Origin of the sequence: Psychrobacter sp. CAM01, assembly GCF_032842965.1 — a bacterium.
Classification (GTDB): Bacteria; Pseudomonadota; Gammaproteobacteria; order Pseudomonadales; family Moraxellaceae; genus Psychrobacter; species Psychrobacter celer.
On the sequence record NZ_JAWJBL010000002.1, the window covers coordinates 24,753 to 39,264 of the forward strand.

Sequence of the window (14,512 nt, forward strand, 5' to 3'; positions counted from 1 at the left end):
GGCACGCGTGTATCAATACAATCATCCTTTCACCAAAATCAAATAAGAAGTAGCTATCCTGTGGAATTAATCATTTTTTTAGTAATAGGCGCGCTCGCAGGGTTTGCGGCAGGGCTGTTTGGGGTAGGCGGTGGTACCATCATCGTACCGCTATTGTTTATCGTCTTTACCCAAATGGGTTATGATGCCGACGCGATTATGCACCTGGCGTTAGGGACATCGCTTGCCACCATTATCGTCACCTCGATCAGCTCCTTGATGGCGCATAATAAAAAGGGCGGCGTCATCTGGCCGGTCTTTAAAAATCTGGCCCCTGGTATGGCGCTTGGGTGTTTTTTGGGTGCAGGGATTGCTGGGCAAATCTCTGGGTTGTATCTGCAGATTGTTGTTGGGGTATTTTTGCTGTGGGTCGCTTATAAGATGTTTTTTGCTGGTAAAAAACAAGCCATGAATAATGCCAATAGCGCCAGTAGTGGTGCCAACTATCGCAATACAGCACTACCATCAAAACCCAAGCAGCTCGCAGCAGGCGGCGTCATCGGTATTGCCTCTGCTATCTTTGGGATTGGTGGTGGCAGCTTAACGGTGCCATATCTGACGCGTTATAATGTGGTGATGCAAAAAGCGGTGGGCACCTCAGCGGCGTGCGGTCTGCCGATTGCGGTGGCAGGCGCTCTAGGTTTTATGCTCTTTGGTATGCAAAAGCAAGTAGATGTGCCCAATACCATCGGCTTTGTGCATATTTATGCCTTTTTAGGTATTAGTATCATGAGCTTTTTTACCGCAAAATTGGGCGCAAAAGTCGCTCATATATTATCACCGCAATTGTTAAAGAAGTGCTTTGCGGTGTTATTGACCGTCGTTGGGTTTTATTTTCTGTATAAAGGGCTGGTTTAGAGAATGATATTTGTATAATAGGGCGTGTTCTCTTTAGAGAGAGAACACGCCCTAAGCATATTATTTTGGCTAACAACGTTCACTAAACCCTGTGCTATCTAGTAATGCTAGACAGCACAGGGTTTAGTGTTATATAATGGTTTAATTCATAAAAAACCATTTAAAATCAATGATTTGTATTATTCGACCGTCACTGATTTTGCGAGGTTACGAGGCTGGTCGACATCTGTACCGCGCATCACGGCCACATGGTATGACAGCAGCTGCACAGGTATGCTATAGACGATAGGGGCAAGTATCTCGCAAACCTCAGGCACATAGACCACGTGCATTCTATCTTCTGCAATCATCTTGCTCTCTTCACTAGCGAAGACAAACAGCTCGCCATGGCGCGCATGTACCTCTTGCATGTTGGCTTTGAGTTTATCAAACATACTGTCTTTTGGCGCGAGCACCACGATTGGCATGTCTTTATCCACTAAGGCTAATGGGCCGTGTTTTAGCTCGCCGGCCGCATAGCCTTCAGCGTGGATATAAGAGATCTCTTTTAGCTTCAATGCGCCTTCTAGTGCAATAGGAAATTGTAAACCGCGACCTAAAAATAAGCAGCTTTTCTTATATTCAAAATGCTCGCTCATGACTTTGATAGGCGCATCGAGGTGTAAGCTGGCATGCAGTTGGCCGCGCAGCGCTTGTAATTTCTCTAGCAGCGTGCTCAGTTTTTCGTCTGTCATGCGCGCTTGGACGGCGCCTACCTTTAACACCAGCAGCATCAAGGCGGCCAGCTGAGTGGTAAAAGCTTTGGTGGAAGCGACACCAATCTCAGGGCCCGCCAGCGTCGGCAAAAAGATATCGGTCTCGCGCACCAAAGACGACGTCGGTACGTTGCACAGTGCCAAGCTCACAAGACTGGCTGGGGTGTTTTTTTGAATATCGCGTAGCGCCGATAAGGTATCGGCTGTCTCACCAGACTGCGAGATGCAAATGACCAGTGTGTTATCGACGACGACTGGATTGCGGTAGCGGAACTCACTAGCCACTTCGACTGAGCACGGCACACGAATGAGACTTTCAAACCAGTACTTTGCCACCAAGCCTGCGTGATAACTGGTACCACAAGCGATGACTTGGACCTGTTTAATGCCTTTTAACTGCGCTTCATGATGCTGTAAAAAGTCGTCGCGCAGCTTAGACGGTGCATCGCTATCTACTGCCATCTCAATGGTACGAGCAACTGCATCTGGCTGCTCGTAGATTTCTTTGAGCATATAATGTCTAAACTCGCCTTTATCAGCATTATGCTGGGCGGCGTCAATCTCATGTATTTGACGTTTTACCTTTACACCGTCTGCATAAACGTCAATGCTATCGCGTGTCAGCTTGGCGATATCGCCTTCTTCTAGATACATAAAGCGGTTGGTCACGGGCAGAAGTGCTAGCTGATCGGACGCGATAAAATTCTCGCCGATCCCCACACCGATGACCAGCGGTGACCCTAGGCGTACCGTGATGAGCTCGTCTGGGCAGTCGATATGTACGATACCAAGGGCAAACGCGCCGTGCAGCATAGGAATGACCGCACGCACCGCTTCTAATAAGTCAGGTGTGGTTTTATAGATATCATTGATTAAGTGCGCAACGACTTCGGTATCGGTCTGTGAGGTAAACTCGTAGCCTTTTGCTACCAGCGTTTCTTTAAGCTCAGCATAGTTTTCCACGATACCGTTATGCACCACCGCGATCTTACCAGAGATATGCGGATGGGCGTTGCGTTGGGCAGGCTCGCCATGTGTCGCCCAGCGGGTATGGGCAATACCGATATGACCATCAAAAAATTCAGGATTGACGGCGACGGCATCGACTAAGGCTTGTACCTTGCCCACTTGGCGTTCGCGATGTAGCTCGCCATCACGAATGACCGTTAGGCCAGCGGAGTCGTAGCCGCGGTATTCTAAACGTTTTAGTCCTTCAAGTAAGATATTGGCGATATTACGCTCAGCAACTGCTCCAACGATTCCGCACATAATTATTCCTTAAATTTTATGTTCTCATACCATGTGATTTGAAAAGATGCCAATACATGGATAATCATTAATCTGTCAATATAAATAAGCAGCACCACAAATTATTGTCGTACTGCCTTAGTGGTCTTACTATCGTTTTTATCGAGTTGACGATCACCGCCGTCTTTATTTTTTAGTTGGACGCTGAAAGTTCTCTTTTTGCGTTTGCCGAGCGCGGCCAAACGCTAAGGCACTAGCATCGACATCCTTGGTAATCACCGAGCCTGCCGCTACAGTCGCTGTATCACCGATGGTAACCGGCGCCACCAAGCTGGCATTGGAGCCGATAAAGGCGTTGTCCTCAATGATGGTTTGTGACTTATTGACGCCATCATAATTACAGGTAATGACACCTGCACCGATATTGACGCCTGTCCCGACGATCGAGTCGCCCACGTAGCTTAAGTGATTGACTTTGCTGCCCTGACCGATGGTGGATTTTTTGATTTCGACAAAGTTACCGACCTTGCTCTGGTCTGCTAGTACGCTTTCAGGGCGCAAATGTGCAAAAGGCCCGACATCGACACCAGCGCCAATCTTGGCATGATCAATGACGCAGTAGGGTTTGATATGACAAGCATTGCCGATATGAGCGTTTTTGATGACGCATCCTGCCTCGATATAGACATTGTCGCCTAAGGTACAATCACCCTCAAACACCACACCAACATCGACAAACACATCTTGACCGGCGCTTAGAGTTCCTCGAATATCGACACGACTAGGATCGGCAAACTGCACGCCGGCTTCTTGTAAGTCGGCGACTAATTTCCCTTGCCACGTCCGCTCTAAGCTGGCGAGCTGCTGACGGTTATTGACGCCTTCAATCTCAAAGGTATGCTCAGGCTCGATCGCAGCGATGGCGATACCATCGGCCACGGCCATCTTGACGATATCCGTCAGATAGTATTCTTGTTGGGCGTTGTCATTTGATAGTTTTGGCAAGTATTTATGGAGCAGGGCATTATCGACGCAGTAAATACCGCTATTGATCTCTTTGATGGCTTGCTCATCAGCGCTGGCGTCTTTTTGCTCAACGATGGCTTCGATATTACCGTTGTTGTCACGTTTGATACGGCCTAGCCCAAATGGGTTATCTACCGTTAGCGTCAGCATCGACATGCCATTGGTGTTGGCCGATTTTAATGCGGTTAACGTCTGGCAACTGACCAATGGTACATCACCATAAAGAATCAGACTTTGCCCGTCTTTTGGCAAATCGGACAGCGTGACCTTGACCGCATGCCCGGTCCCTAGCTGCTCAGTTTGTGCCACCCAAGTAATGGCTGACTGGGCGTACTGGGTGGTGATTTCAGCTTTGACTTGCTCGCCGCCAAAACCATACACGATGATGGTCTCATCGACCGTCAGCTGGTGACAGGTATCTAAAACGTGAGCAAGTAAAGACTTGCCAGCCAGTGTCTGCAGGACTTTGGGTTTGGCCGACTGCATGCGCGTGCCTTTACCCGCTGCTAGGATAATTACCGAAAGAGGAGAAGTCATAATGGCCTACAAATGTAACAAGATGTGATTTGAATTATAACGTAAATGCGTAACCAACCAAACTGCTAAGTCGTGACATCTTTGTAACGTCTTTTTTGCAGCGTCACGAAATGTGCTAACGACTCATAGCAGCATCAGTTAGCAAATGATAATACGCTACTATAAAGAATAATCCAAACAATTGCCGCCATGATACCTGCGATGATGTCATCGAGCATGATACCTAGGCCACCGGCGACTTTTTTGTCCGCCCAGCCGATCGGTGGTGGCTTGATGATGTCAAAAAAACGAAACAGGATAAAGGCGATAAGAAGCGCGATGAGAGAAGAGGTTTGGCTGATATTTTGCCAAAAACTGCTATCGGCAACGCCCATATAAGACATCGGCAGTAAGGTGAGCCACATACCCGCCCATTCATCCCAGACGATATGCGGGTTATCGTGACCGCCCATCAGAGTGGAGGTTCTGCCGCATATTGAGTTACCAACGACACAAGACAATATAGTGATTATCAAAAACGGCAAAAAGCCGAAACTCATCAGCGGTATCGCGACGAGTAGCCCGCCCACTGTCCCCCATGTGCCGGGGGCACGGCGGGGCAGGCCACTACCAAGACCAATACCAAGCCAATAAACCACACGATCGAGCGTGCTGGCCGTGGCAGGTAGAGGCGGGCAGTCATTGGCTTGCCGGATGTTAGGCTTGGATAGATCGTGATCGGTCATGGATTAACCTGTAAAGTGTTGGTAACCCGTCAGCGTGGGCCATGTGGCAAAAGGGGCAGGGTGCGTCGGTGTTACCCGCTGTCCTTGATAATACAGCTCAGCATGCTTATTTGTTGCCGTGTCTGCCTTGGCCAATGCTATCACCTCGCCAATACAGGTCACTGGCGTGTCACTGATATCGTTGACGAGTAGCTCGATATCAGCGGGCAAAGTAAAAGCAAGCTCATAGTCGTCGCCACCTGCCAGCTGGCATAGTAAGCGCTCAGATACATCCACGCTCGCTAACGCTTGGCTGGTTGGCAGCTGCTCTAAATCAAGGCGTATGCCAACGCCGCTTTGCGTACAAATATGACCAAGGTCTTGATACAGACCATCAGAGATATCGATCATTGCTGTGGCGCCGACTTTGGCCAGCGCGGCCCCTAAGGTGATGCGCGGCGTGGGCATATGCAAGCGATGCGCCAGCGCTATGCCTTGGCTACTATCAGGATGTTGCAGCGCATATGCGGCATCCCCAAGCGTGCCTGATACATAGACTTTATCACCGACTTGCGCGCCTGAGCGATAGACGGCTGGTGTATCAGCCGCTAAAAATCCTTGCGCGCTAACGCTTAACACTAAATTATCGCTGCGCGTGGTATCGCCGCCTATCAGGGTCACGCCAAAGAGCTGGCAGGCATGAAACAAACCCTTGGCAAATTCAGTGAGCCAAGTCTCAGTCGCTAAGCGCTCAGGCAATGCCAATGCCAGCAAAATACTGTGCGGCGCCGCGCCCATTGCGGCGATATCTGAGACATTGACCGCGACCGCTTTATAGCCAATTTGAAAGGCTAATTGATTTACCTCATCCCAGTCGGCGCTAAAATGCCGCCCTTGGACGAGAGTGTCAATGCAGCTGACCAAGCGCGCGCCTGTAGGCACGCTCATCACCGCCGCGTCATCACCGATGCCTTTTTCGACGTCCGTTGCCGTGCCTGCTGGCGATATTTGCATCTGTGCAAAGATGCGCTCGATCAGCTCAAATTCATTCATGGTTAGTCTTTACTTTTTTCGTCTGAGTTGACAAGGTTTGAGTCCTGTAGCCCCACATCGGCGGCAGTACTCTCAGTGGTAGAGGCTGCTGCCTCATTATGTCCCTGCGCATTGGCTTTTTTGCTGGCTCTATAATCACTGATATTTGCCTGAGCCTTGTTAGCACGTGGCCGTTTAATGGCTTTGTTGGCACTGATACGAGGTTTGCCAGTTGTGGTCGGCGTCTCGCTGGTGTCGTCAGCGTTAGTGCCAGCCTTGGTTTCATCAGCAGTTTTCGGCTGTGACTGTGGCTGCTGTGCGGCGGGTGTAGTGGCTTTTTGTGAGCGGCGGCGGTTGGCCTTGATATCAGCCTGTACTTCGAGGTCGCGCAGATCTGTGGCCATTTTATCGAGCACCGCGTTGATTAGCTTGTGCGCGTCAGTGGCGCCAAAGTGATTGTTAAGCTTCATCGCTTCATCTAGTACCACTTTATAAGGAATTTCTAAGCGGGTTTGCAGCTCGTAGGCACCAATCAATAAAATAGCATGCTCAACAGTGTCTAATTTATCGATATCGCGATCGAGATGCTGACTGATAAGCGCATCTAGCGCTTCGATTTGCTCGGGAATATCGCGCATCATTTCGTGATAGTAGCCGATATGTACCGTATGCATGGCGTTGGTCGCACGGGTGCGTGCGGCGATATCGTGCGGCGCATTGTCTTTCCAGCCAAGCTTACCGTCTTTATCAAAACGGCGGTCGGTGACCAGCCATTCATATAAGCCTTGCATAGCAAAGCGTCTGGCTTTGCGCACAGCGGTGTGACTGGTCTTATAAGAAGACTCACTCATATCAAATTTTTGCTCACCGGCACTGCTGCTTGCGAGACGAGTCGCTTCAGCTTGTTGGTCATCGGTCTGTGCGGTTTTTGCAGCGTTGATGGCGCGCTTGAGTTGGTCAGTCATAGGGGGTTAATACCTGAATGTTAAGTGGCTGTTTTGAGTAACTGCTTTTATTAACTATTTTTTGATTGACTGTATCCATCAATTATTTAACGACTTTTTAAGGTAAATATATTGATGCCAATAGCGTCAGGGTACAATCAGCTTGATTGTAAAAAATAGCCTGTGATAAGAAAAGCATAGACGTTTGAACTAAAAATGTTAAATAGTAATCGACTGGCAGATGATGACAATCGAGTGTTAAAGCAAAATTGCAGCGTTTTGTCGGCAGTGCCGCGAGCTTTAAGACACTGGCGCCACGAGTTTTTAACCCGTCAGCGCCAATCAAAAACAGTAAAGCAATAAATAATGAATAATAAATATATAAAACGACTGCGATGTAGTAGATTCAATTTAAAAGTGTTATAGCACTACTGGTATAAATCTTCCTTGCGTGCTATATACACAGAGGCTGCGTAAAACCCATCCCAGTCGCGCTTTGGAACTTATGACAGTTTGGTTTTCAACTGACTATATTACGCGTCATTATCATTGTCGTAATCATCAACATCTAATTGTGATAAAACCGCTAGCATCTCAAGGACGACCATTGCTGCTTCCGAGCCTTTATTGCCCGCCTTCGTGCCCGAGCGCTCAATCGCTTGCTCAATGCTGTCGGTGGTGATGACGCCGTTGGCCACAGGGATATTATAATCAATCGCAACGTTGCTAAGACCTTTGGCTGACTCGCTAGCGACAAAGTCAAAATGTGGCGTGCTACCACGGATGATCGCACCTAGGGCAATGATGGCATCAAAACGATCTGACTCACCGGCGCGCTGGGCGACCAGGGGTAGCTCAAAGGCACCTGGTACACGAATCACAGTGATGTTGCTGCCCAATACGCCATGACGTAGTAAGGCATCGATAGCCCCGTCGACTAATGACTCGACGACAAATCCATTAAAGCGGCCAACGACGATACCGATACGTGCCGCTTCGTTTTGATGCAAGTTACCATCGATATGGGTAATATCGTTGCGCTGCTGCTGTAAATTTGACATAAAAAATCCTTTGAATAAGTAGCATTATAAGCAAAATTTTTGTACAAAATCTCGATTGTTTTCAATAGTTAACTGACAAAAATAAATAAATAGCGCTATGATAACATTTTTTGTCAAGGCAGTTGTATTTTACCAAGCTTATAGGCGCATGGGTATGCCTTTTGCTGCCATATAGGCTTTGGCCTCCGACACGGTGTATTCGCCAAAGTGAAAGATACTGGCCGCCAGCACCGCATCAGCACCACCTTCAAGCACACCATCCGCCAAATGTTGTAGGTTGCCCACGCCGCCTGAAGCAATGACAGGGACATTGACTTGGTTGGTAATCTCACGCATCAGCGCCAAATCATAGCCTTTTTTGGTGCCATCGCCGTCCATCGAAGTGACCAATAATTCACCTGCGCCAAGATCGCTCATTTTGCTTGCCCAAGCAACGGCATCAATGCCAGTCGGCTTACGTCCGCCATGGGTAAAAATCTCCCAACGTGGTGTGAGTACGCCATCCACCTCTACGTCAGCGACACGTTTGGCGTCGATAGCGACGACGATACATTGGTTGCCAAATTTTTGCGCCGCCTCTCCGACGAACTCAGGCGTAAACACAGCGGCTGAGTTAATCGCCACTTTGTCAGCCCCTGCATTGAGCAGGTTACGAATATCGGCGATTTTGCGCACGCCGCCACCGACAGTTAAGGGGACAAACACCGTCTCTGCCATACGCTCGACAGTATGATAAGTGGTATCACGCTCATCGCTGGTGGCAGTAATATCCAAAAAAGTAATCTCATCAGCGCCTTGTTCGTTGTAGCGCTGCGCTACTTCGACAGGGTCGCCCGCGTCTTTGATATCGACAAACTGTACGCCTTTGACCACGCGGCCATTGTCCACGTCCAAACAAGGAATGATACGCTTTGCTAACATAGGGTCTTTCACCTTATAATCAATTCAACCATAAGCGCTAGTCTAGCAAAATCGCTGCCATATCAGGCAGGTTTTCACAAGATTATTATGCTATTTATGATGGTTTGCTGATACGCGGGACGATTATTGTCATTAGCGTCCAGATTTATTCTATTTATCTTCTTATCCAATTGCCAAAGTGAGATGTCATGTCCGTCTATACCCAGTTAACTGATGATCAATTTGCCGCCTTTTGCCAGCGTTTTGGCGTGTCATTTGCCCGCGCGATTCCGATTACCCAAGGCATCAAAAATTCTAACTGGTTTATTCAAACGACGGACGATGTCGATGGCGCGCACGCTTATGTGTTTACCTTATTTGAAGAGCGCCCGCCAGAGGATATCGAAAAAATGGCGGTGATATTAAACCAACTAGATGGCAAGCTGCCGGTCGCTGCCCCATTGGCACTGGTAGAATTAGATGCTGATGATAATGCTGATACGGAAAAACGCTATGTCATTCATTATGAAAACAAAGCAATCACTTTGGTGCCGTGCTTGTCTGGCGCGCATCCGCAAGAGACCACGCCTGCGATGTGTCATGAGATCGGCGCGGCGTTAGCGATGCTGCATGAAACCCTGCAAGCGCTACAACCGGCACAAGACTACGGCGTGCCCCTCTATCCATGGAGCGAGGTGCGCGACCGTGAAATGCAGTTTATGCCAGGCGATGAAGCCAAGCTCATGCGTGATATTTGGCAAGCTTACTCAAATCTACCCCTGACCGACTTACCAAAAGGCTTGTGTCATCTCGATATGTTCGCTGACAATACCCTATGGGACTTGACTAAAGGGCAGGAAAAGTTGACAGGTCTATTGGACTTTACTGAGGTCAGTGTCGAGCACTATGTGATGGATATCGCCATTACCATCAATGATTTTTGTACCACGTGGGGCGATGCCGAGCAAGGTGAGCTGGTACATTTTGATCGTCGTAAGATGGCAGCGTTTCTAGAAGGATATGAGTCAAAACGCGCGCTAAACTGCGATGAAAAACGCGCGTTACCTGTTATGCTTGCCAAAGCGGCGGTGATTTTCTGGCTTTTGCGTCTTAATGTCATTCATTACAACCGTACCGAAGGTCGGACGGGCGACAATATCATGGTGAAAAATCCTGACCTTATGAAGCGTCTGGCGGCTTATCATTGGGCGCATGTTGAAAAAGCGCAAAAGACGGTATTTGTATTATCAAATGATAAGAGCGACAAGCAAATCATTGGCGTATTTAGCGATATCACCCACGCTGAGCAAGCGCGTGCTACTTTAAATAATCGTCGTGACATAAGCATTAAAGAATATACGCTCGATCAATTGGCGTAAGTTTTTTTTGCTCAATACTATTTTTTGCATCCAAACCACAGAGGCGACCCTATGACCGATCAATTTGATAACTGGCACAAACTGGCACGCTATGACACCAATATGCAAGGTGAGCTGCATGCCAATCTACTGCGTAATAACGGTATCACTGTGTCCTTGCAGCCGCTAAGCGCGATGCCAGGGATGAACTCAGGTATCGTACTGTGGATACAAGATACCGAGCTGGCGCATGCCAAACGTATCTTGGACAGTATCGATACCGAAGGCGTGACGCCCTATGAGATGTTTGATGAAGGAGCAGAAAATGGCGCAAGCGCGACTGTGCATCCTACAAAAAACGACGACCATAACGACAATCATGATGGTGATCTATAAATGTGCCAGCTCTTAGGAATGAACTGTAATACCCCAACCGATATTGGGTTTAGCTTTGCAGGGTTTCGTCGTCGCGGCGGTATGACGGACAGCCATGAGGATGGTTTTGGTATTGCTTTTTTTGAGCGTAGCGACTGCACCAACAATGGCGAGACGGCAAATGACTCAACGGGGCTGCGTTTGTTTCATGACAATCGCCCAAGCCATCTGTCGCCAGTAGCTGATTTGGTCAACAGTTACCCGATTAAGGCCATGAATGTCATCGCCCATATTCGTAAAGCCACGCAGGGACAAAACTGTCTGGCAAATACCCATCCTTTCGTCCGCGAAGTCTGGGGCGAGCAGTGGGTATTTGCTCACAACGGGCAGATGAATAGTGAATTTATCAAGCGCTGTCAGCGTCTGCAAGACAATGGCAACGCCTCGCACTGCCAACCTGTCGGCAGCACCGACTCAGAAATGGCGTTTTGTTATCTGGTCAATCGCTTAAAAAGCACTTTTAAAGCCCGTCCTGACGACCAGACGCTGTTTAACTTTTTGACCACGCAGTGCCGTTATTTATCGGCCAATGGCCTGTTTAATTGCCTAATCTCCAACGGCCGCTGGCAATTGGCTTATGCCGGTAGCTTATTGTTTTATCTGACCCGCCAAGCGCCATTTGGCGAAGCGAAGCTGGCGGACGATGACTTGGCGATTAACTTTAGCGATGTCACCACCGATACCGATAAGGTGACGATTTTGGTGACCGTGCCATTGACTGAAAATGAAAAATGGCAACAGTTGGCGGTCAATGAGTGTTTGATATTCTCTGAGGGTGAGATTATTTATAAGGACAGCCCAAGTCAACGTAAGTTTTTGACTATTGACGAAGGCATTGCGGTGGCACGGGCGGTTGGGGCCAGTGTATAGCGCCGGCAGGCATTGTATCGGTTTTACCGTGAATTAACTATATAGTCCACAACAGCGCTTAAACTTCTCACCCGAGCCACAAATACAAGGCTGCTTTTGGGTGACAGACATAGGAATGGTCGGGTCGAGAAAATACCAACGCGTATCATGATTGGCTTTATTTGCTACCCTTACAAAGGCAGACAACTCATGATGCGCTTGCAAGCCATCAGGCGTTCTAAAATAAGCTTTAAATTCGACCTGCGCATGCCGTTTGCCAAGTTTTGCTCTATGTTCTACAACCTCTAATCCTGCCCAATCGGTCTCGGTGGCCCATTCCTCAATCGCTGTGACATCAAGCAAGCTTTGCTGCGCGGGTAGTGTGGTTTTGACGATGTATTCTGGCTTAACTAAGACAAAGGCGCTATAACGCGTGCGCATCAGACGCTCCGCCGTTTCTGCCTGTACGCCGTCAGTTTTATCCGCTTCTTTATTCACTTCTTTATTTAAAACGCTGTCATGATAAGGCTGACAGCAGTCTTTATAAAGTAGGGGCGCGGTGGCGGTCTCTGAGGCGGGGTTGATTTGGCAAGGGCAGGTTTGGAGGGCGGCAGAAGTCGACATAGTATACTCTCATTGTTTATCATTTTTTGCTGGTAGAGGCGGCCTTAACTTAGCCAGCCTTTTATCAATTCTGGCCATAGACCAAGCTTAAGCTTTGCCCAAGCTGCAGGATCACTGACCTGCTGCCAAAAGGCGTCAAACGGCGGCGCTATATATACCAATAACGCCAAAATAACGTACAGCAGCACATACCACCATTTGTCTTTGTGTTGATAAAACTTCATCGCCGTACCCGCCGAGCGCTTCATTTTCATATTGGACAAATTGACACTATATAATTCGTCTAGGGCCAGATGCACCATCGCGCCGCCAAATAAAAACAAACCATAAAACCAGCTCACCGTTAAAGGCAGGTGCAAAATATCATAACTTAAATACGTCAGCGCGAGTCCCAATATCGCCATATAAGGCACAGAATGGATAATGCCGCGATGCACCGTCATCGTGGTGAAGATATGAAATACTACATAACGCATAAACCCATAGCCTGCCAACCACAATACCATCAATGCCAATAAACTCAGCTCACCGCGCCAATGCATCACCAGCCCAAAAGCGAAGACAAAAGAGATGAGGTTAAAGCCAAGCTTAATCGGTGTTGAGTTGTCTGAGTCCAAGTCTGGCAAGAGGCCGCCGATGGTACCGAGCGCTGCACACATCAAAAACCCAGAGTCATCAACCAGCCCCGCTTTATAGACCGTTAAGCTCAGTGTGCCGCTGACCATAAATGCAACATTTAAGTGGGTGTTAAAATTTGCCATAAAAACTCATCAATAAATAGCGCGCGAACACAACGTTTCGAGCTGCCCGTCTAGCCGTAAAAAAGCGCACCATGATACCATAAGCCGCCCATTGCCCAAGAGAGATAGTTTGATATGACTGCCAGTAATCCGCCTTCTTTGCATCGTTCAGATGCGCGTTTTGATAAGCCTTTGCTAAATGATTCGTCTGTACAGGCGTCAGCTGTAGCGGCAAGCAGACTTGATGACAGCTTTGCCCAGATTGACTGGCGCGCGCCATGGCTTGGTCATGTGCAGCAGTTAGATGCCATTAGTCAAGTCATCACTCAGCTTAGTGCGGCGAGTAACTGGAACATGGAGCGCGCTGATACTCAAAGCTCTGCTCCTGAGATTCAAGCCCTTATCAGCCGTACCCAAAACACACCAGACATCATCGCGAAAGTATTAAATACCGCATTGCATCAGCAGGCCGCCGACTTGCAGCAGCAACTGCCGCACACCAAGCCTACATATAACCATAAGGCGCAGACTTTACAGTTTGTCTCGCAAGATGCGTTGCCAGAGGGCGAGGCTTACGAGAGCTTCATCGGCAGTACGGGCAATATCCCGACGCGTGACAACTTACACGACTTATTTAACGGTAGTATTTGGCTGACGTTCCCTAAGACCAAAGCCCTGCTGAACTACTACCATATGCTTGAGATTGAGCAGCAAGGGGTCGGTGCCAGTCGAGGCCGCGTCCGCGATACCATCACTGTGTTTGATGAAAACGGCGCGGTATTGGTCACCGCCAGTCCTAGCATTGGTGAGGCGTTGATTGGCTTTGACTGGCAGGGCAGTTTGGTACAGCCACGCACGCAGTGGGATGACCCTATAAGTCCTAGTCCAAAGGCGCAAGCGGCGGTTTATATTTTTGGTCACGCCCTTCTTGAGCAATTAATAGCACCGCGCAAGCCCTTGTGCGCGCATAGTGTGGTCATCAACGTCGGCCAAGATTTCTTTGCCTTGTCAACGCAGCAGCGCATCGCCTTTTTGGATGATAAGTTGACTGATTATATGAATGAATTATTATCAAAGGACGAAGTCACACCGCGTCATTTATCGCCACTGCCTATTTTAGGTGTGCCGCATTTTTGGTCTGAAAATAAAGATCCTAATTTTTATGATGATCCATTTGTCTTTCGTAGTGGTCGCCGCAAAAAATAATAAAAACGGCTTTTTCTAACTCCTTATCAATAACCCGCTAACACATTGTTACGGTTACGATTGTGCCACGATTTGACTACGTCCAGACGTTAACAAAGCACTATATATTTGTTATGGTAAAAACAAGCTGATGTCAGGTTTTATAAGCATCTTTAGAGCTTGTTTTAATGAAGATGTATATCTTAGGATTTTGTCT

At 48.2% G+C, this 14,512-nt stretch carries 14 protein-coding genes; 5 read left to right on the plus strand and 9 right to left on the minus strand.

Translation table 11 applies throughout. The features are described 5' to 3' along the window. Positions 1 to 60: 60 nt before the first annotated feature. Complete coding sequence (locus R0I52_RS01055) at positions 61 to 897, plus strand: sulfite exporter TauE/SafE family protein (RefSeq protein WP_317052789.1); 837 nt, start codon at positions 61 to 63, stop codon at positions 895 to 897. 179 nt (positions 898 to 1,076) lie between these two features. On the opposite strand, the gene glmS is transcribed toward R0I52_RS01055, so the two are convergent. From glmS to hisF, 7 genes are all read right to left on the minus strand, one after another. After that, entirely contained in the window at positions 1,077 to 2,921 is a 1,845-nt protein-coding gene (gene glmS, locus R0I52_RS01060; protein WP_317052790.1) for a glutamine--fructose-6-phosphate transaminase (isomerizing), read from the minus strand. A gap of 165 nt (positions 2,922 to 3,086) precedes the next feature. Next, the gene (gene glmU / locus R0I52_RS01065) at positions 3,087 to 4,463 is read right to left on the minus strand and encodes a bifunctional UDP-N-acetylglucosamine diphosphorylase/glucosamine-1-phosphate N-acetyltransferase GlmU (protein WP_317052791.1); all 1,377 of its coding nucleotides are present in this window, start codon (positions 4,461 to 4,463) and stop codon (positions 3,087 to 3,089) included. 134 nt (positions 4,464 to 4,597) lie between these two features. Then, the gene (locus tag R0I52_RS01070; RefSeq protein ID WP_317052792.1) at positions 4,598 to 5,188 is read right to left on the minus strand and encodes a phosphatidylglycerophosphatase A; all 591 of its coding nucleotides are present in this window, start codon (positions 5,186 to 5,188) and stop codon (positions 4,598 to 4,600) included. Positions 5,189 to 5,191: 3 nt separating this feature from the next. Continuing rightward, positions 5,192 to 6,220, minus strand: a complete 1,029-nt coding sequence (gene thiL / locus R0I52_RS01075; RefSeq protein ID WP_317052793.1) for a thiamine-phosphate kinase — start codon at positions 6,218 to 6,220, stop codon at positions 5,192 to 5,194. Between the two features lie 2 nt (positions 6,221 to 6,222). Continuing rightward, on the minus strand, positions 6,223 to 7,164 hold the full coding sequence (nusB, locus tag R0I52_RS01080) for a transcription antitermination factor NusB (RefSeq protein WP_317052794.1): 942 nt from the start codon (positions 7,162 to 7,164) through the stop codon (positions 6,223 to 6,225). 512 nt (positions 7,165 to 7,676) lie between these two features. Then, positions 7,677 to 8,204: a 6,7-dimethyl-8-ribityllumazine synthase gene (ribE, locus tag R0I52_RS01085; protein ID WP_317052795.1), complete on the minus strand. Its 528-nt coding sequence runs from the start codon at positions 8,202 to 8,204 to the stop codon at positions 7,677 to 7,679. A gap of 138 nt (positions 8,205 to 8,342) precedes the next feature. After that, positions 8,343 to 9,125 (minus strand): imidazole glycerol phosphate synthase subunit HisF, encoded by a 783-nt coding sequence (gene hisF, locus R0I52_RS01090; protein ID WP_317052796.1) that lies wholly within the window; start codon positions 9,123 to 9,125, stop codon positions 8,343 to 8,345. Between the two features lie 188 nt (positions 9,126 to 9,313). On the opposite strand from hisF, the gene R0I52_RS01095 reads away from it, so the two are divergent. From R0I52_RS01095 to R0I52_RS01105, 3 genes are read left to right on the plus strand one after another with little or no spacing between them, the layout of a single operon-like run. Then, positions 9,314 to 10,483 carry a homoserine kinase gene (locus tag R0I52_RS01095; RefSeq protein ID WP_317052797.1) on the plus strand — a complete coding sequence of 390 codons (1,170 nt, stop codon included), beginning with the start codon at positions 9,314 to 9,316 and terminating at the stop codon, positions 10,481 to 10,483. A 51-nt stretch (positions 10,484 to 10,534) separates the two neighbouring features. Beyond that, positions 10,535 to 10,858, plus strand: coding sequence for a hypothetical protein (locus R0I52_RS01100; protein ID WP_317052798.1), 324 nt, complete (start codon positions 10,535 to 10,537; stop codon positions 10,856 to 10,858). After that, positions 10,859 to 11,767 carry a class II glutamine amidotransferase gene (locus R0I52_RS01105; protein ID WP_317052799.1) on the plus strand — a complete coding sequence of 303 codons (909 nt, stop codon included), beginning with the start codon at positions 10,859 to 10,861 and terminating at the stop codon, positions 11,765 to 11,767. A gap of 33 nt (positions 11,768 to 11,800) precedes the next feature. Here R0I52_RS01105 and R0I52_RS01110 read toward each other — a convergent pair whose 3' ends face one another. Continuing rightward, entirely contained in the window at positions 11,801 to 12,370 is a 570-nt protein-coding gene (locus tag R0I52_RS01110) for a YchJ family protein (RefSeq protein WP_317052800.1), read from the minus strand. A gap of 44 nt (positions 12,371 to 12,414) precedes the next feature. Next, on the minus strand, positions 12,415 to 13,131 hold the full coding sequence (locus tag R0I52_RS01115) for a metal-dependent hydrolase (RefSeq protein WP_317052801.1): 717 nt from the start codon (positions 13,129 to 13,131) through the stop codon (positions 12,415 to 12,417). 114 nt (positions 13,132 to 13,245) lie between these two features. On the opposite strand from R0I52_RS01115, the gene R0I52_RS01120 reads away from it, so the two are divergent. Then, positions 13,246 to 14,316: a DUF3025 domain-containing protein gene (locus R0I52_RS01120; RefSeq protein WP_317052802.1), complete on the plus strand. Its 1,071-nt coding sequence runs from the start codon at positions 13,246 to 13,248 to the stop codon at positions 14,314 to 14,316. Positions 14,317 to 14,512: the final 196 nt, after the last annotated feature.